General features: G+C 74.3%; 14 protein-coding genes. 10 read left to right on the forward strand and 4 right to left on the reverse strand.

The annotated features are described in order from the left end of the window. The first annotated feature begins 5 nt into the window (after positions 1 to 5). Genes HA073_RS02555 through HA073_RS02565 form a run of 3 tightly spaced genes read left to right on the forward strand, consistent with a single transcriptional unit; the run spans position 6 to position 3,049 of the window. Positions 6 to 914: a glycosyltransferase family 2 protein gene (locus HA073_RS02555; RefSeq protein ID WP_233514569.1), complete on the forward strand. Its 909-nt coding sequence runs from the start codon at positions 6 to 8 to the stop codon at positions 912 to 914. Between the two features lie 23 nt (positions 915 to 937). Continuing rightward, a complete protein-coding gene (locus HA073_RS02560) occupies positions 938 to 1,744 on the forward strand; it encodes a glycosyltransferase family 2 protein (protein WP_309227978.1) in 807 nt (268 codons plus the stop codon). Positions 1,745 to 1,759: 15 nt separating this feature from the next. Then, on the forward strand, positions 1,760 to 3,049 hold the full coding sequence (locus tag HA073_RS02565; RefSeq protein ID WP_166455603.1) for an acyltransferase: 1,290 nt from the start codon (positions 1,760 to 1,762) through the stop codon (positions 3,047 to 3,049). Here the strand turns inward: HA073_RS02565 and HA073_RS02570 are convergent. Next, on the reverse strand, positions 2,965 to 4,680 hold the full coding sequence (locus HA073_RS02570; RefSeq protein WP_166455604.1) for an O-antigen ligase family protein: 1,716 nt from the start codon (positions 4,678 to 4,680) through the stop codon (positions 2,965 to 2,967). The two genes, HA073_RS02565 and HA073_RS02570, sit on opposite strands and share 85 nt — an antisense overlap. A 153-nt stretch (positions 4,681 to 4,833) precedes the next feature. Between HA073_RS02570 and HA073_RS02575 the strand changes: the two genes are divergently transcribed. Next, complete coding sequence (locus HA073_RS02575) at positions 4,834 to 6,438, forward strand: hypothetical protein (protein WP_166455605.1); 1,605 nt, start codon at positions 4,834 to 4,836, stop codon at positions 6,436 to 6,438. Positions 6,439 to 6,451: 13 nt separating this feature from the next. On the opposite strand, the gene HA073_RS02580 is transcribed toward HA073_RS02575, so the two are convergent. Continuing rightward, positions 6,452 to 7,645 (reverse strand): hypothetical protein, encoded by a 1,194-nt coding sequence (locus HA073_RS02580; protein WP_113971893.1) that lies wholly within the window; start codon positions 7,643 to 7,645, stop codon positions 6,452 to 6,454. Positions 7,646 to 7,759: 114 nt separating this feature from the next. Here HA073_RS02580 and HA073_RS02585 point away from each other — a divergent pair, with 114 nt between their 5' ends. Genes HA073_RS02585 through hutH form a run of 6 tightly spaced genes read left to right on the forward strand, consistent with a single transcriptional unit; the run spans position 7,760 to position 15,561 of the window. Next, entirely contained in the window at positions 7,760 to 8,608 is an 849-nt protein-coding gene (locus HA073_RS02585; RefSeq protein WP_104114461.1) for a MurR/RpiR family transcriptional regulator, read from the forward strand. Positions 8,609 to 8,620: 12 nt separating this feature from the next. Beyond that, complete coding sequence (gene hutU, locus HA073_RS02590) at positions 8,621 to 10,267, forward strand: urocanate hydratase (protein ID WP_166455606.1); 1,647 nt, start codon at positions 8,621 to 8,623, stop codon at positions 10,265 to 10,267. A gap of 11 nt (positions 10,268 to 10,278) precedes the next feature. After that, positions 10,279 to 11,499: an allantoate amidohydrolase gene (locus tag HA073_RS02595; RefSeq protein WP_166455607.1), complete on the forward strand. Its 1,221-nt coding sequence runs from the start codon at positions 10,279 to 10,281 to the stop codon at positions 11,497 to 11,499. Beyond that, positions 11,496 to 12,860 (forward strand): formimidoylglutamate deiminase, encoded by a 1,365-nt coding sequence (locus HA073_RS02600; RefSeq protein ID WP_166455659.1) that lies wholly within the window; start codon positions 11,496 to 11,498, stop codon positions 12,858 to 12,860. Before HA073_RS02595 ends, HA073_RS02600 begins: the two co-directional genes overlap by 4 nt. Beyond that, entirely contained in the window at positions 12,857 to 14,026 is a 1,170-nt protein-coding gene (gene hutI, locus HA073_RS02605; RefSeq protein ID WP_064446923.1) for an imidazolonepropionase, read from the forward strand. Before HA073_RS02600 ends, hutI begins: the two co-directional genes overlap by 4 nt. Further along, positions 14,023 to 15,561 carry a histidine ammonia-lyase gene (hutH, locus tag HA073_RS02610; RefSeq protein ID WP_069087525.1) on the forward strand — a complete coding sequence of 513 codons (1,539 nt, stop codon included), beginning with the start codon at positions 14,023 to 14,025 and terminating at the stop codon, positions 15,559 to 15,561. Before hutI ends, hutH begins: the two co-directional genes overlap by 4 nt. Before the next feature lie 2 nt (positions 15,562 to 15,563). On the opposite strand, the gene rdgB is transcribed toward hutH, so the two are convergent. Both rdgB and rph read right to left on the reverse strand, forming a co-directional pair. After that, positions 15,564 to 16,181 carry an RdgB/HAM1 family non-canonical purine NTP pyrophosphatase gene (gene rdgB / locus HA073_RS02615; RefSeq protein WP_043326198.1) on the reverse strand — a complete coding sequence of 206 codons (618 nt, stop codon included), beginning with the start codon at positions 16,179 to 16,181 and terminating at the stop codon, positions 15,564 to 15,566. After that, positions 16,178 to 16,906: a ribonuclease PH gene (gene rph, locus HA073_RS02620; RefSeq protein WP_043326200.1), complete on the reverse strand. Its 729-nt coding sequence runs from the start codon at positions 16,904 to 16,906 to the stop codon at positions 16,178 to 16,180. The genes rdgB and rph overlap by 4 nt, the downstream gene beginning before the upstream one ends. Between the last annotated feature and the right edge of the window lie 13 nt (positions 16,907 to 16,919).

Genomic DNA, 16,919 nt, shown 5'->3' on the forward strand with positions numbered 1-16,919 from the left:
CCGCCGTGGAACTGACTGTCGTCACGGTGCTGTACCGGTCCGCCGGCATGCTCGCCGAAACGCTGCCCACCTGGGTACGCAGCGCCGAAGGGCTGCCGGTGCGGTTCGTCTTCGCCGACAACTGGCCCGAGGACGGCTGCGCGGAGATCATCGCCGGATGCCTCGACCAGGACCGGTACCGGTACCTTCCCGACTCGTCCAACCCGGGCTTCGCGGCCGGCTGCAACCGGGCCGTCGCGGCCACCACCACCGGCCACGTGCTGCTGCTGAATCCGGACGTCTGGCTGCCCGACGGCGCGCTGGCCCGCATCTGCGCCGCCGTCGCGGAGGACCCCGGCACCCCGGTCGCGGTCGGCCTGGCCATGCACGGCGGCGAGTACGTGGGCATCGACCTGAACCCGGTCTCGCTGTTCATCGACCGGTCCGCCACGACGGCACGGGCGCCACTGGGCCCGTCCGGCGGCGCGGCGGTCTTCCCCACCGAGCTGTACCGCAGGTTCGGCGGATTCTACGAGCACCTGTTCGCCTGGGGTGAAGACGCCGACCTCGCCCTGCGGCTCCACGCCTCGGGGGTTCGTACCCGGGCGCTGGATCTGATGCTCCCGCACGCCGGTGGGCACAGCGTCGACGGCGACGACCGGCTCCAGGGCTTCCGGGCGTTCCTCCTGGCCCGCAACCGGCTCCTGGTCGCGGCGCGCACCCTCACCTGGCCGCTGCTGCTCGTCGCGCTGCCAGTCCTCGCGCTGGCGCACGTCGCACTCGCCGCCCGGCGGGTCCGCCAGGGCCTGCTGCGGCCGTTCCTGCGCGGCGTGGGACACGGCCTGCGGCAGGGGCCGGCCGCCCGCCGGCAGTGGACCGGCAAGCGGTTCGGCTTCGCGACCCTGCTCAGCTATCTGACAGTTCGGAGAGCGTGATGACGGGACACCCGTGGAGTGTCGTGACTGTCACCTACAACTCGGCGGACACGCTGCGCCGCTGCTGGCGCGGCGAGAAGCCGTACGAGTGGATCGTGGTGGACAACGCGTCGTCCGACGACTCGGCGGCGGTGGCCCGGGAGCTGGGCGCGCGGGTCGTCCGGCTGCCGGAGAACGTGGGCTTCTCCCGGGCCAACAACGTCGCGCTGCACGAGGCCGCCGGCAGGTACGTCCTCTTCGCGAACCCGGACCTGGAGGTCCGCCCGGACGGGCTGGAGGTGCTCGCGCGGCACCTGGACGTGCACGGCGGACTGGTGGCGCCCCAACTGCTCTCCACCGACGGGACCCCGCAACCAAACGGGCGTGGCTTCCCGTACGCCACCGCGAAGCTCGGCAACCGGAAGCTGTGGCCGCTGTCCCGCCTGCACGAGTCGTACCGGATGGTGGCCGAGCCGGGCGAGGTCCGCTACGTCGCCTGGCTGATGGGGGCGGCGGTCGCCGGACGCACCGGGGACCTCGTCGAGCTGGGCGGATGGAACGAGCGTTTCTTCCTCTACTACGAGGACCACGAGCTGGGCCTGCGGGCGTGGCAGCGCGGTTTCCCGGTCGCCCTGCTCGGTGACGTGCGGTGGACCCACCACTGGGCGCGGGCGACGAACTCGGTGCGGTGGTCACCGGCGCACACGCTGGAGTTGCGCAGCGCCCGGATCTTCTTCGGCATGTTCCCCGAGTTCCTGGTCGGCCTGCCGCCCGCTGCCCGCCGGCACCACCGGGCGGCCGGGCTGATCGGTTCACGGGTGCCCGCGCCCCGCCCGCCGGTGGCCGGCTGAGCCGGGACGGTCCGCGTGTCTCCTCTCCTGAAGGCCGCCGTCCGGCGTGCGCTCGTGTCGCAGCCGCTGGCGAGCGCGTACCACGGGCGGGCCAACGGTTTCGGCGCGCTGCGGCTCGTCTTCGCGCTGGCCGTCGTGCTGTCCCACACCGCCGCCCTCGGGTTCGGGCGTCCGCTGCTGCACCGGGTCGACCTGGGCGCCCTGGCGGTGGCGGGCTTCTTCACGATCTCCGGTTTCCTCGTCGTCGGCTCGGCGCGACGCAACTCGGTGCCCCGCTTCCTGCGGCACCGGGCGCTGCGGATCTGGCCCGGGCTGTGGGTCTGCCTGCTGTTCACCGGCCTGGTCGTGGCGCCCCTGCTGTACCTCGACCGGCACGGCACGCTCGACGGGCTGTGGCGCAGCCCGGGCGGCGTGCTCGACTACCTGCGGCTGAACTGGTGGGGCGGGCTGCGGCAGTTCGGCATCGCCGACCTGCTGCGCGGTGACACGCCGTACTGGCACTGGCAGGGCGGGAACACCGTCAACGGGTCGTTGTGGACGCTCGCCTACGAGATCTACTGCTATCTGGCGGTGGCCGTCCTGGCCGCGCTGACCGTGCTGCGCCGGCAGCTCCGCTGGGTCACGCTGCTCGCCGTGGTCGCGGTGTTCGGCGTCCTCTGCTGGAACCACCTCCAGCCCGGTGCGGCGCTCTGGACCAGCGGGGCGGTCGGTCCGCTGCCGATGCTCGGCGCGCTGCAGAAGACCTACCTGCTCTGGTTCGGGTTCATGTTCCTGGCCGGCGGGGCCGCCGAGCTGTACCGCGACCGGCTGCCGATGAACGACGTGCTCGGCGTGCTCGCGCTCGGGACGGTCGGCTGGCTCGCCGTGCGGGGCGACTTCGTCGGCCCGGGGGTGTACGCCGTCGACGGGGCGTTCTTCGCACCGGCGCTGCTCGCCTACGCGTACGCCGTCCTCTGGCTCGCCGTACGGCTGCCGCGCGTGCTGCACCGCGTCGGCCGCGACAACGACTACTCGTACGGGGTCTACATCTACTCGTTCGTGGTGCAGCAGGTGCTCGCCAAGTTCGGCCTGCCGGCTCTCGGCGTGGCCGGGTTCTTCCTGGTCAGCGCCGTGCTCAGCCTCGGGCTGGCGATGCTCTCCTGGCATCTGGTGGAGAAGCCGGCGCTGCGGGGAAAGGACTGGACGCCGCCCGCGCTGCGCGAGCCGCCGGATCGGCCGGGTCAGGACGGTCCCGACGCGCCTGCGCTGCCCGGGCGCGCGGCGGGCGCCGAGCCGGATCCGGCCGCCGCGCCGGCCGCTGGCTGACGGGGGCCGGCGGCGGCCGGGGCGGCGGCTTGCGCGCCAGGTTGCCGGCGACGGGGCACCGGTAGCGCCCGCGCCGACAGGGAGGGGTTGTCGGCGGCGCCCAGCGCGACCGCCAGGAGCAGCACGGCCACGGCGCCCAGCCACAGCCACACGTCGAAGAAGAAGATCTGGGCCGCGAACCCGACCAGCAGGAGGCGGGCCGGCAGCGACCGGAGGTGCCGGTAGAGCAGCACCAGGAGCGCCAGCAGGCAGGCCAGTCCGATCAGGCCGAAGTTGTACCAGAACGTCAGGTAGGTGTTGTCGAAGACCTGGGCCTGGCCGTCGCCGATGCCGACGTTCTCCAGGAACCGCACGTTTGCCTCCGGCCCGTTGCCGAAGACGACTGTGGACCAGTCGCGGGTGATGCCGTCCCAGACGACGCTCATGCGCGTGAAGCGGGCGTCGGCGCTGGCCGGGTCGGAGATCCGTGATCCCGCCACGTCGACGGAGTCCACGGCGCTGGCGGTGGGCGCGGCCGGGGTCGGCGCGACGGGCTCCGGCGGCAGGGAACTCGCCGCCGGAGGCGCCGGAGCGGCCGGACTCGGCGCGGCCGGACTCGGCGCGGCCGGGCTCAGCGTGGCCGGGCTCAGCGTGGCAGCGGGCGATTCGGGGGCCGGCGCCGCCGAACTCGCTGCCGGAGCGGCCGGGCTCGGCGTGGGTGCGGCGGTGGTGGTGTCGGGCCGCAGGGCCGGCGGGTTGACCGCCACGAGCGTGAAGGTGACCGCGGCGACGGCGGCAGTGGCGCCCAGGCCGCGCCAGCTGACCTTCCGCCACTGGAGGAACAGCCAGACCCCGAGCGCGAGAACCGTGCCCACCCAGGCGCTGCGGGTGCCGGAGAGCACCAGGCCGACGAGGTTGGCGGTGACCGGCACGTACCAGAACCGGCCCCGGAGCGTCAGCGCGACGAGCACCATGGCCATGGCGAACGTGCCGTAGATGATGGGGTGCCCGGACAGGCCCACCGCCCGGGTCGCGTCGAACGCCGAGGTGTAGGTCCAGTCGTAAGCGAACTGGTCGAAGATCGGCCAGCTCCGGGAAGCGGTCTGGTACTTGGCGAACACGGCCACGGCGACGCTGAACCAGGTGAGCGCCTCCGCGATCCGCCGGACGGTCCGCCGGTCGTGCCGTGCCTCCTCGGCGAGGTGCCAGGCCAGCACGCCGAAGCACAGCAGGGGCGCGACGCCGACCGCGATCGGCTTCACCCCGTGCCAGTGGACGAGCCCCGCGAGCACCGCGCACGCCGGGAGCAGGAGCGCCGCCGCGAGCGCCTTCGGCGGCCACCCGTCGCGTTCGGCGCGCAGCACCCGCCCCCAGGCGGCGAGGAGGAACAGGACCAGCAGCAGCGCGTACGAGGGATTCGTCGGATAGCCGACGTCGATGGTCACCGGGACGGCGAACGCGATGACGAAGACCGCCCAGGTGATCCGGACCGGGTCCGTCAGCACCCAGCCGAGCAGGGCGCCGACGGCGACCCCGAGCGCGAGCTGCCACCTGCCCGTCAGCAGGAACCCGGCCGCCAGAACGACGAGGCCGAGGCCGAGGTAGCGGACCCTGCGCTCCACGCCCCTGATCCGGTCAGCCAACACGCGCACCGCACGATCGTACGGATCAGCAGTGGCCGATCGGCACCAGCCCCGGGGACGGGGACGCGGACCCGCAGTTCCGGGCCTGTCGACGCACCTGAGTGGTGGGTTAGGGTGACGGCCGGTCGGCAGGCGGGGATAGGGATCTACGTGGTGACACGGGTGGAACCAGCCGATGTGGACAGAACCGGCGCGGCGGCGGGCCGACCGCCGGGGCCCCGCCCGATCCTGTGGGACAGCACCGCCGTCCTCGCGCTGCTGTGCCTGCTGCCGATCCTGCACGACGTCAAGACCATGCTCGGCGCGCCGTACTGGCTCGACGAGGCGTGGGTCGCGCTGTCCGTCCGGTTCCCGCTGGGCGACCTGCCGGTCACCACATCGTCCAGCCCGCTCGGCTGGAGCTTCCTGCTGCGGCTGGTGCCCGACCCGGACGACCTGCGGCTGGTCACGCTGGCGTTCCAGGGGCTCGCGGTCGTGGCGGCGTACGGGCTCGGCAGGTCGCTGCGGTGGTCGACGCCCGGCCGGGGCGTGGTGGCCGGCGCGGCCTGCGCGGCGGCGGTCCTGCTGCTCCCCGCCCAGCAGGTGCGCCACGACCTCAAGCAGTACACCGCCGACGCCGCCGTGGCCGTGGGCGTGCTCGCCCTGGTCGCCTGGGTCGAGCAACGGTGGTCGCGGCGGCGGCTCAACGTGCTGACCGCCGCCGTCGCCGCGGGCATGCTGGTCAGCCACGTCACCGCGATCGTGGCGCCGTGCGCGTTCGGCGGGCTGCTGCTGGTCACCACGGTCCGGCGGCAGTGGCTACGCCTGGTCGAGGTGGCGGTGGCCGGGCTCAACGCCGGGCTGGTCCTCACCGGCGTCTACTTCGGCATCTCGATGCAGGGCCGCAACGTACCGATGCAGCAGTTCTGGGCCGGCAACTTCCCCGGGGTGACCGAGCTGCCCGGCTACCTGGCGCGGCAGGTCGACACGTTGATGCCGGTGGTCGGCGCGCCCGGGCTGGTGGTGGTCGCCCTGCTCGTGGCCGGCACGCTGACGCTCCGCCGGCACGGCCGGCCCGCCGCCGCGGTCGCCGTGATGCTCCTGCCCGTGGTGGCGACGATCGTCGGCGTCGCGAAGGTCTATCCGCTGCTGGAACTGCGTACCTCGCACTTCCTGCTCGTCACCGCCGCCGCGGTGGCCGGGCTCGGGGTCGCCGGGTCGGCGAGCCGCGCGGCCGACCTGGCCTGCCGCCGGCTCCCCCGGGTGCGGCCCGCCGTCCTGACCGCGGCCGTCTGCGCGGTAGTGCTCGGGGGGTACGCGGCCGGCAACAGCCACTGGTACCGGTTCGACGGGAACGAGCCGGGGCTCTACTACACGGCGATCGCCGTCACCGACGTGCGTTCGGCGACCGAGTACGTGGCCCGGCACCGGCTCCCGAACGACGTCGTGGTCATGAACAACGCGGCCTGGTACGGGTTCGCGTTCTACTCCCGGCACGAGCGGCTGAGACTGGTGGTGCCGCACGGCAACACGGTGGGCTGGTGGGTCGACATGCCCGACCGGCCCGACGTCGTGGTGGTGCCCGGCCACGACACGACTGCCGTGCAGGCCGGTCTCCGGCACGCGGTCGAGCTGGCGGCCGAACGCGGCGACGGGGCGCGCGTCTGGCTGATCCGCTCGCACGTCGTCGGCGACGAGGTGGACGCCTGGCGGCAGGCGCTCGCCGCCTACCGCGTCGAGCAGGTCACCGGCGGGGTCGAGCCGGTCGCGCGGATCAGCGCCGCATGACGCGGCGCGGCGGTCAGCTGCCGCGCTGCCACAGGTCGCGCAGGGCGTCCCAGTCGCCGTCCACACCGTCCTTGCAGAGCGTCTCGATGTAGAAGGCCCCCTGCATGTCGTCGGGGTCCCACCAGACGCCGCAGATCGCCCGGCCGTCCTCGCCCTCGAAGGCGTACTCGACGTAGCTGCCGGGCTTGCCGGTCACCCCGCCCTTCGTGGTGCTCGCCTCGCGCAGCCCCGGCGCCAGCGAGCCGCCGGCCAGGTTGAGCTGCTGGCGGTACGCCCGCGCGGTGTCCTTCTGCTTTTGTCCCGGGTAGAGCGTGAAGTGCAGCCACGCGCCGCCGTAGTGGCAGAACACGTGCCCCTTCTCGTCCGCCGGCAGCTTCGGGGCGCCCGGCTGGTCGTAGACGGTGCAGCCGCCGATCCGGGTCAGCCAGGGCTCGACCAGCGGGGCCAGCTCACCCTCGAACTTGGCCTTGTTGATGGCGAGCTGCGTGGCCTCGTAGGGCGGCAGCGACGGGCTGGCCGACGGCGTGGGCGTCGCGGCCTCCTTCTCGCGTCCTGCGCCCAGGAAGAACCCGGCGGTGCCGGCGACCAGGGTGAGCACCAGGGCGCCGACGATCGAGATCCAGTCGCGCCGCTTCGGCGCCGGCTGCACCGGGGCGATCCGGCGTCCGCCGGACGGGTCCAGCGGGTCGGTGGCCACCGGCGCCGAGCCGACGGCGGGTGGCGCGGAGACGGCGGACTGCGCGGGGACCCCGGAGGTCGCGGAGACGGCGGCCGGGGACATCGGCGCGCCGGAGATCGGCTGGGCCGCCATCGCCCAGGGCTGCGGAACCCACGGCAACTGGGACGGCGGGGAGACCGGGGCGGCGGCCGGGGGCGGTGGGAGCATCTCGGCCGTCGGGGTGCGCTGGTAGTCCATGCCGAGGCTGCGGAACAGCCGCTCGGCCGCACCTTCCTCTTCGGACGGGTACGCGATCCAGGGCTCGGCGGCGGCGAAGTCGGCGTTGACGTACCGGTGGCCGCCGGGGGTCTGGGCCAGCACGTTCGCCGCGTTGGCGAACGCCTCCCGCCAGCGCTGGTCACCGGCGGCGGCGCCTTCGAGGACGGCGACGGTGACCGGGCGGTCCTGCCCGTCGAGAGCCGCCCACGCCCGGCCGACCTGGCACTCGCCCAACGTCTCGGTGAACCTGTACGGCCCCTCCGGCTGCATGCCCCACTCCTCTGTTCACCCGCCGTGCGGATAGTACAGAGAGCACGCTCATCGGACCTCCCTGCGGTCGCGCGACGCTTGCGCTCTGAAAGTTTTCATGCATAGAGTCGGCTCGTGAATGAAAGCGGTGCGGCCTCCCCTGACCGCCTGCTCGACCTCTTCCACGGCGTACGGCTCACCCCGACGCAGCGCCGCATCGCGCACTGCCTGGTGCGGCACGCGGGCGCGGCGGCGTACCTGTCCGCCGCCGAGGTGGCCGAGCTCGCAGGCGTCAGCCAGCCGTCGGTGACCCGGTTCGCCATGGCGCTCGGCCACGACGGCTACCCCGCGCTGCGCCGCCGCCTGCGCGAGCTGGGCGCGCGCGACGCCGCCGACCAGGACCGCGCCGGGAACGCCCTGCAACGGGCGGTGCACGCCGAACGGGACAACCTCGACCGGCTCGCCGCGCAGCTCGCCGACGCCGACCGGGTCGCCGAGGTGGGCCGCCTGCTCGCCGCCAGCCGCCCGCTGCCGGTGCTCGGGCTGCGGGCCGCCGCGCCGCTGGCCGCCTACTTCGCCTACTTCGCGGCGAAGGTGCACCCGGACGTACGGGTGTTCGACGACGGCGGCAGCATGCTCGTGGACCGCCTGGACCAGGCGGTGGCGGCCGGCGCGACGGCGATGCTCGCGTTCGTGCTGCCCCGCTACCCCCGGGAGACCCTGGAGGCGCTGCGCGAGGCCCGGGACGCCGGCCTGACCGTCGTGGCGATCACCGACTCGCCGGTGAGCCCGGCCACCGAGCACGCCCAGGTGGTGCTGCCCGCCGCCGTCGGCGCCGACCTCGTCTTCGACCTGCACACCGCACCGATGACCCTGGCCATGGTGGTGCTCCAGGCGATCTGCGACGCCGCACCGGCCGAGACCCAGGACCGGCTCGAGGCGTTCGAGTCGTCCGCCGCCCGCCGCCAGTTGTTCCTCGGCTGAGAGGAGTACGAGATGCACCAGCCCGTCCGCGCCGCCCGCGGCGTCACCCGCACCGCGAAGGGGTGGCCGCAGGAGGCCGCCCTGCGGATGCTGATGAACAATCTCGACCCGGAGGTGGCCGAGCGCCCCGACGACCTGGTGGTCTACGGCGGCACCGGCAAGGCGGCCCGGGACTGGCCGTCGTACCACGCGCTCGTGCGCACGCTCACCGAGCTGCGCGAAGACGAGACGATGCTGGTGCAGTCCGGCCGGCCGGTCGGTGTGATGCGGACCCACGAGTGGGCGCCGCGCGTGCTGCTGGCCAACTCCAACCTGGTCGGCGACTGGGCCACCTGGCCGGAGTTCCGCCGCCTGGAGTCGCTGGGCCTGACCATGTACGGGCAGATGACCGCCGGTTCGTGGATCTACATCGGCACCCAGGGCATCCTCCAGGGCACGTACGAGACGTTCGCCGCCGTCGCCGCCAAGCGCTTCGGGGGCACGCTCGCCGGCACGCTGACGCTCACCGCCGGCTGCGGCGGGATGGGCGGGGCGCAGCCGCTCGCCGTCACCATGAACGGCGGCGTCTGCCTGATCGTGGACGTGGACCGGTCGCGGCTGGACCGCCGGGTGCACGACCGCTACCTCGATGAGGTGGCCGACTCGCTGGACGACGCCATCGAGCGGGCGCTCGCGGCCAGGCGGGACCGGCGGGCGCTCAGCGTCGGCGTGGTCGGCAACGCCGCCGCCGTCTTCCCCGAGCTGCTGCGCCGGGGCGTAGCCATCGACATCGTGACCGACCAGACCAGCGCGCACGACCCGCTGTCGTACGTGCCGGAGGGCGTGGACCCGGGCGACGCGCGGGACTACGCGGCGGCCAAGCCGGCCGAGTTCACCGACCGGGCCCGCGCGTCGATGGCGAAGCACGTGGAGGCGATGGTCGGCTTCCTGGACGCGGGCGCGGAGGTCTTCGACTACGGCAACTCGATCCGGGGCGAGGCCAAGCTCGGCGGATACGAGCGGGCGTTCGACTTCCCCGGGTTCGTGCCCGCGTACATCAGGCCGTTGTTCTGCGAGGGCAAGGGCCCGTTCCGCTGGGCCGCGCTCTCCGGCGACCCGAAGGACATCGCCGCCACCGACCGGGCGATCCTCGACCTGTTCCCGGAGAACGAGTCCCTCGCCCGGTGGATCCGGATGGCCGGCGAGCGGGTCGCGTTCCAGGGTCTGCCGGCGCGGATCTGCTGGCTCGGCTACGGCGAGCGGGACCGGGCCGGGGTGCGGTTCAACGAGATGGTCGCGTCCGGCGAGCTGAGCGCGCCGGTGGTGATCGGCCGGGACCACCTGGACTGCGGCAGCGTGGCCAGCCCTTACCGGGAGACCGAGGCGATGGCCGACGGCTCCGACGCGATCGCCGACTGGCCGCTGCTGAACGCGCTCGTGAACACCGCCAGCGGCGCGTCCTGGGTGTCGATCCACCACGGCGGCGGCGTCGGCATCGGCCGGTCCATCCACGCCGGGCAGGTCTGCGTGGCCGACGGCAGCGCCCTCGCGGGGCAGAAGATCGAGCGGGTGCTGACGAACGACCCGGCGATGGGCGTCATCCGGCACGTCGACGCCGGCTACGACGACGCCCGCGCGGTGGCCGAGCGCACCGGCGTCCGCATCCCGATGGCCGAGTAAGGAAGGGCCCCTTGTTAACGCATTCTGCATGGGAAGGGTCCCTTCCTAACCGGTTCCGGGAGCTGTGGGACGAGATCGCGCCGATCGGGCGCGACGAGGGCAGCGGCGGCTACCTGCGCTACGCGCTGACCGAACCGGAGCTGCGGCTGCGGGAGTGGTTCCACAACCAGGCCGACGCCCGCGGGATGCCGGTTCAGCAGGACGGCAACGGCAACCTGTTCGCCTGGTGGGGCGACCCGGAGGCCGGCGACGCGGTGCTCACCGGCAGCCACTTCGACTCGGTGCCGCACGGCGGCGCGTACGACGGTCCGCTCGGCATCGTCAGCGCGTTCCTCGCCGTGGACGAGCTGCGGGCCGCGGGCATCACCCCGGAACGGCCGGTGGTGGTGGCCGCGTTCGTGGAGGAGGAGGGCGCGCGGTTCGGCGTACCCTGCCTGGGGTCGAGGCTGCTCACCGGCGAGATCGACGTCGACCGCGCGGCCGGGCTGCGCGACCAGGCCGGGACGACCTTCGCCCAGGCGCTGGGCGAGCGGCCGGCGGGCGCCGACCCGGCGCTGCTCGGCCGCTTCGCGGCCTTCGTGGAGCTGCACGTCGAGCAGGGCCGCGCGCTGGTCGACCAGGACGCGCCGGTCGCTGTCGCGTCAGCGATCTGGCCGCACGGCCGGTGGCGGTTCGACTTCACCGGCGAGGGCAACCACGCGGGTACGACCCGGATGGCCGACCGCCGCGACCCGATGCTCACCTACGCGTTCACCGTGCTGGCGGCGAACAAGGAGGCCCGGCTGCGCGACGCGCACGCCACTGTGGGGCGGGTGTCGGTCGAGCCGAACGCGACGAACGCGATTCCGTCCCGGGTCACCGGCTGGCTGGACGCGCGGGCGGCCGAGGCGGAGACGCTGTACGGTCTGGTCGAGGCGGTACGCGCCAAGGCCACCGACCGGGCCGGCCGCGACGGGACCGCGCTGACCTGCACCCAGGAGTCGGCGACCCCGCTCGTCACGTTCGACGGCGGGCTGGCCGACCGGCTGGCCACGCTACTCGGCGCGCCGGTGCTGCCCACCGGCGCCGGGCACGACGCGGGGGTGCTGGCGGCGCACCTGCCCACCGCGATGCTGTTCGTGCGCAACCCGACCGGGGTGTCGCACTCCCCCGCCGAGGCGGCCACCGACGCCGACTGCGCCGCCGGGGTGACCGCCCTGGCCCGGGTCCTGGAGGAGCTGGCATGCCGCTGACCCGCTGGCTGGCCGAGTACGCCTGGCTGCCCGACCGCGCCGAGCCCACCCGGGACGTGCTGATCGAGGCGACCGACGGGCGGCTCACCGCTGTCACCCCGCTGACCGTCGACCGTCCGCCGACGGCCGGGGTGGAGGTGCTCGGCGACGCGGTCCGGCTGCCCGGCCTGACGGTGCCCGGACTCGCCAACGCCCACTCGCACGCCTTCCACCGGGCGCTGCGCGGGCGCACCCACGACGGGCGCGGCGACTTCTGGTCCTGGCGCAGCCTGATGTACGCGGTGGCGACCCGGCTCGACCCGGACACCTACCTGGCGCTGGCCCGCGCCGTGTACGCGGAGATGGCGCTGGCCGGGATCACCTGCGTGGGCGAGTTCCACTACCTGCACCACGGTCCCGGCGGCACCCCGTACGACGACCCGAACGCCATGTCCGCCGCGCTCGTGGAGGCCGCCGCGCACGCCGGGATCCGGCTCACGCTGCTGGACACCGCGTACCTGGCCGGGGGCGTGGACGGCGCGCCGCTGACCGGGCCGCAACGCCGGTTCGGTGACGGCGACGCGCTGCGCTGGGCGGCGCGGGTGGACGCGTTCGGGCCGGCCGACGACCACGTCCGGCTCGGCGCGGCCATCCACTCGGTGCGCGCGGTCCCGGCCGAGCAGCTCGCCACCGTGGCCGGCTGGGCCGACCGCAACGGGCTGCCGCTGCACGTGCACCTGTCCGAGCAGCCGGCCGAGAACGACGCCTGCCGGGCCGTGCACGGCTGCACCCCGACGCGGCTGCTGGCCGACCACGGCGTGCTCGGCCCGCACACCACAGCGGTGCACGCCACCCACCCGACCGCCGCCGACGTGGCGCTGCTCGGCGACAGCCGTACCCGGGTCTGCGTCTGCCCCACCACCGAGCGCGACCTGGCCGACGGGGTCGGCCCGGTGCGGCGGATGGCCGACGCGGGCAGCCCGCTGAGCCTGGGCAGCGACAGTCACGCGGTGGTGGACCTGTTCGAGGAGGCCCGCGCGCTGGAGATGGACGAGCGGCTGCGTACCCGCCGGCGGGGGCACTTCACGCCGGCCGAGCTGCTCGGCGCCGCCACCTTCGGCGGGCACGCCGCGCTGGGCTGGGGCGACGCCGGCCGGTTCGCCGTCGGGCAGCGGGCCGACCTGGTCACGGTACGGCTGGACAGCGCCCGCACCGCCGGGGTGCCGCCGGCCGGCGCGTTCTTCGCCGCCACCGCCGCCGACGTGACGAGCGTGATCGTGGACGGGAGGCCGGTGGTGGACGGCGGCCGGCACCTGACCGTGGACGTGCCCACCGAGCTGCGGGACGCGATCGCGGCGGTGACCGCGAAGGAGGACTCGTGACGCGCGGCAGCCTGCTCGTCGACCACATCGGCGAGCTGGTCACGAACGACGGCCGCGACGGCGACCCGCTGGGCATCAGGCGCGACGCCGCGCTACTGGTCGAGGACGGCCAGGTGGCCTGGATCGGGTCGGCCCGCTACGCGCCCGCCGCCGACCGGCGGATCGACGCCGGTGGCGCGGCGGTACTGCCCGGCTTCGTGGACAGCCACGCCCACCTGGTCTTCGCCGGGGACCGGGCCGCCGAGTTCGCCGCCCGGATGGCCGGCGAGCCCTACACCGGCGGCGGCATCCGCACCACAGTCGGCGCCACCCGCGCGGCCTCCGACGGCGACCTGCGCGCCACTGTGGGCCGGCTACGCGCGGAGATGCTGCGGCAGGGCACCACCACCGTCGAGATCAAGAGCGGGTACGGCCTCACCGTCGCCGACGAGGCCCGCTCGCTGCGCATCGCCGCCGAGTTCACCGAGGACACCACGTTCCTCGGCGCGCACGTGGTCCCCGCCGAGTACGCCGACCGCCCGGACGACTACGTGGGCATGGTCTGCGGGCCGATGCTCGCCGCCGCCGCGCCGTACGCCCGCTGGATCGACGTGTTCTGCGAGCGGGGCGCGTTCGACGCCGACCACGCGCGGGCGATCCTCGCCTGCGGGCAGGCCGCCGGTCTGGGCGTACGGCTGCACGCCAACCAGCTCGGCCCCGGGCCGGGCGTACGGCTCGGCGTTGAGCTGGGCGCGGCCAGCGTCGACCACTGCACCCACCTGACCGACGCCGACGTCGACGCGCTGGCCGGCTCGGAGACGGTCGCCACGCTGCTGCCGGGCGCCGAGTTCTCCACCCGGTCGCCGTACCCGGACGCCCGGCGGCTGCTCGACGCGGGCGTGACGGTCGCGCTCGCCACCGACTGCAACCCCGGTTCGTCGTACACGTCGTCGATGCCGTTCTGCGTCGCGCTCGCCGTACGCGAGATGCGGATGACCCCGGCGGAGGCGGTGTGGGCCGCTACCGCCGGCGGGGCGGCGGCGCTGCGCCGCACCGACGTGGGGCGGCTGACCCCCGGGGCGCGGGCCGACCTGATCATCCTCGACGCCCCGTCCCACCTGCACCTGGCCTACCGGCCGGGGGTGCCACTGATCCGCCAGGTTCTGCACAACGGAGTGCCGCGATGACCACAGTGACCATCCTGTCCACCGGGGTCACCCCCGCCGACGTGCTCGCGGTGGCCCGCGGCACCGCCAAGGTCGTGCTCGACCCGGCCGCCACCGAGGCGATGGCCACCTCCCGGTCCATCGTGGACCGGATCGAGGCGGCCGGGCGGCCGGTGTACGGCGTCTCCACCGGGTTCGGCGCGCTCGCCAACACGTTCGTCGCACCGGAGCGCCGGGCCGAGCTGCAGCACGCGCTGATCCGCTCGCACGCCGCCGGGGTGGGCGCGCCGATGCCGCGCGAGGTGGTACGCGCCATGATGCTGCTGCGGGTCCGCTCGCTGGCGCTCGGCCGCTCCGGGGTACGCCCGTTGGTCGCCGAGGCGCTCGTGGACCTGCTCAACCACGACGTCACCCCGTGGGTGCCGGAGCACGGCTCGCTCGGCGCGTCCGGCGACCTGGCGCCGCTGGCGCACTGCGCGCTGGTGCTGCTCGGTGAGGGCTGGGTGCTCGGCCCGTCCGGGGAGCGCGTCCCGGCCGCCGACGCGCTGCACCAGGTCGGGCTGAAGCCGGTGTCGCTGGCCGCCAAGGAGGGGCTGGCGCTGATCAACGGCACCGACGGCATGCTCGGCATGCTGCTGCTGGCCGTCTCCGACGCCCGGCACCTGTTCGCCATGGCGGACGTGACAGCGGCGCTCGCCATCGAGGCGATGCTCGGCTCGGAGCGGCCCTTCCTGCCCGAGCTGCACGCGATCCGCCCGCATCCCGGCCAGGCCGCCTCGGCGGCGAACATCCACCGGCTGCTGCAGGGCTCGGCGGTGATGGACTCGCACCGCGACGACCTGGCGCACGCGGTGCAGGACGCGTACTCCATGCGCTGCGCCCCGCAGGTCGCCGGCGCGGCCCGGGACACGCTCGACTTCGTCGAGGTGGTCGCGGGCCGGGAACTGCTGTCCGTGGTGGACAACCCGGTGGTGCTGCCGGACGGGCGGGTCGAGTCGACCGGCAACTTCCACGGCGCGCCGCTCGGCTTCGCCGCCGACTACCTGGCCATCGCCGCCGCCGAGGTGGGCGCGATCGCCGAACGCCGGGTGGACCGGCTGCTGGACGTCACCCGCTCCCGGGAGCTGCCCGCGTTCCTGTCCCCCGACGCCGGGGTGAACTCCGGGCTGATGATCGCCCAGTACACCGCCGCCGGGATCGTGGCGGAGAACCGCCGGCTCGCCGCGCCCGCCTCGGTCGACTCGCTGCCCACCAGCGGCATGCAGGAGGACCACGTCTCGATGGGCTGGGCGGCCACCAAGAAGCTGCGCACCGTGCTGGACAACCTGACCAGCCTGCTCGCGGTGGAGCTGCTGGCGGCCGTACGCGGGCTCCAGCTCCGCGCCCCGCTGACGCCGTCACCGGCCGGGCGGGCGGCGCTCGACGTGCTCGGCCGCACGATCGGCGAGCCGGGACCGGACGTGTTCCTCGCGCCGCTGATGGAGGCGGCGCGCGACGTGGTACGCGGCCCGGAGCTGCGCGCGGCGATCGAACGGGAGATCGGCCCGCTGGGCTGATCTCAGGTGGCGGGCGGGAGCACCTTCGCGACCAGCTTGGCCAGCTCCCGCAGCGCCTTGCCGCGGTGGCTGACCGCGTCCTTCTCCTCGGGCGTCAGCTCCGCGTTGGTGCGCTCCTGCCCGTCGCCCAGGAAGATCGGGTCGTAGCCGAAGCCGCCCTCGCCACGCGGCGCGCGCAGCAGCCGGCCGGACTGGCGGCCGTCGACCAGGTGCTCCTTGCCGCCCGGCAGCACCAGCGCGACGGTGCAGACGAACGCCGCGCCCCGGTGCTCGTCCGGCACGTCGCCGACCTGGTCCAGCACGAGCTGGAGGTTGGCGTGGTCGTCGCCGTGCCGGCCGGACCAGCGGGCGCTGAACACGCCCGGCATGCCGTTGAGCGCGTCCACCGCCAGCCCCGAGTCGTCGGCGATCGTCGGCAGGCCGGTACGCCGGCAGCCCTCCCGCGCCTTGATCAGCGCGTTCTCGCCGAACGTGAGGCCGGTCTCCGGCAGCTCCGGGTACTCCTCGACGTCGTCGAGGCCGAGCAGCGCGATCCGGTGCGCGCCGAGCGCGCCGTCCAGGATCCGCTGCAGCTCGACGAGCTTCTTCCGGTTCCGGGTGGCCAGCAGGACCTTGTTCATGACGAGAGCGCCTTCCGCTGCGCGTCGGCCAGTTCCAGGCAGCCCGCCACGCCCAGGTCGAGCAGCGCGTCGAGCTGATCGCGGGCGAAGACACCCGCCTCGCCGGTGCCCTGCACCTCGACGAAGTCGCCGGCGCCGGTGCACACCACGTTCATGTCGACCTCGGCGGTGACGTCCTCGGCGTAGCAGAGGTCGAGCATCGGCTCGCCGCCGATCACCCCGACGCTCACCGCCGCCACCGAACGGTGCATCACCTTCTCCACCTTGCCGGCCAGCGCCTTGCGCTCGGCCAGCCAGGTCACCGCGTCGTGCAGCGCGACGTACGCGCCGGTGATCGCCGCGGTCCGGGTGCCGCCGTCGGCCTGGAGCACGTCGCAGTCGAGCACGATCGAGTTCTCGCCGAGCGCCTTGAGGTCCACGCAGGCACGCAGGCTGCGGCCGATCAGACGGGAGATCTCATGGGTACGCCCGCCGACCTTGCCGCGCACGCTCTCCCGGTCCGAGCGCGTGTTGGTGGCCCGGGGCAGCATCGCGTACTCGGCTGTCACCCAGCCCAGCCCGGAACCCTTGCGCCAGCGCGGCACGCCCTCGGTGACGCTCGCCGTGCAGAGCACCCGGGTCGCGCCGAACTCGACGAGCACCGAACCCTCCGGGTGGGTGCTCCAGCCCCGGGTCAGGGTCACCGGTCGGAGTTGGTCGGGCTCCCGCCCGTCAGGTCGCGCCATGCCTGCACCCTAT

The organism is Micromonospora sp. CMU55-4, from assembly GCF_011602315.1.
GTDB classification, from domain to species: Bacteria; Actinomycetota; Actinomycetes; order Mycobacteriales; family Micromonosporaceae; genus Micromonospora; species Micromonospora chalcea.

Excerpts from the sequence above, each read along its gene's own strand:
- HA073_RS02580 (WP_113971893.1), bottom strand. The coding sequence starts at position 7,645 with ATGCAGCCGGAGGGGCCGTACAGGTTCACCGAGACGTTGGGCGAGTGC.
- hutU (WP_166455606.1), top strand. The coding sequence starts at position 8,621 with ATGCACCAGCCCGTCCGCGCCGCCCGCGGCGTCACCCGCACCGCGAAG.
- hutH (WP_069087525.1), top strand. The coding sequence starts at position 14,023 with ATGACCACAGTGACCATCCTGTCCACCGGGGTCACCCCCGCCGACGTG.
- rdgB (WP_043326198.1), bottom strand. The coding sequence starts at position 16,181 with ATGAACAAGGTCCTGCTGGCCACCCGGAACCGGAAGAAGCTCGTCGAG.
- rph (WP_043326200.1), bottom strand. The coding sequence starts at position 16,906 with ATGGCGCGACCTGACGGGCGGGAGCCCGACCAACTCCGACCGGTGACC.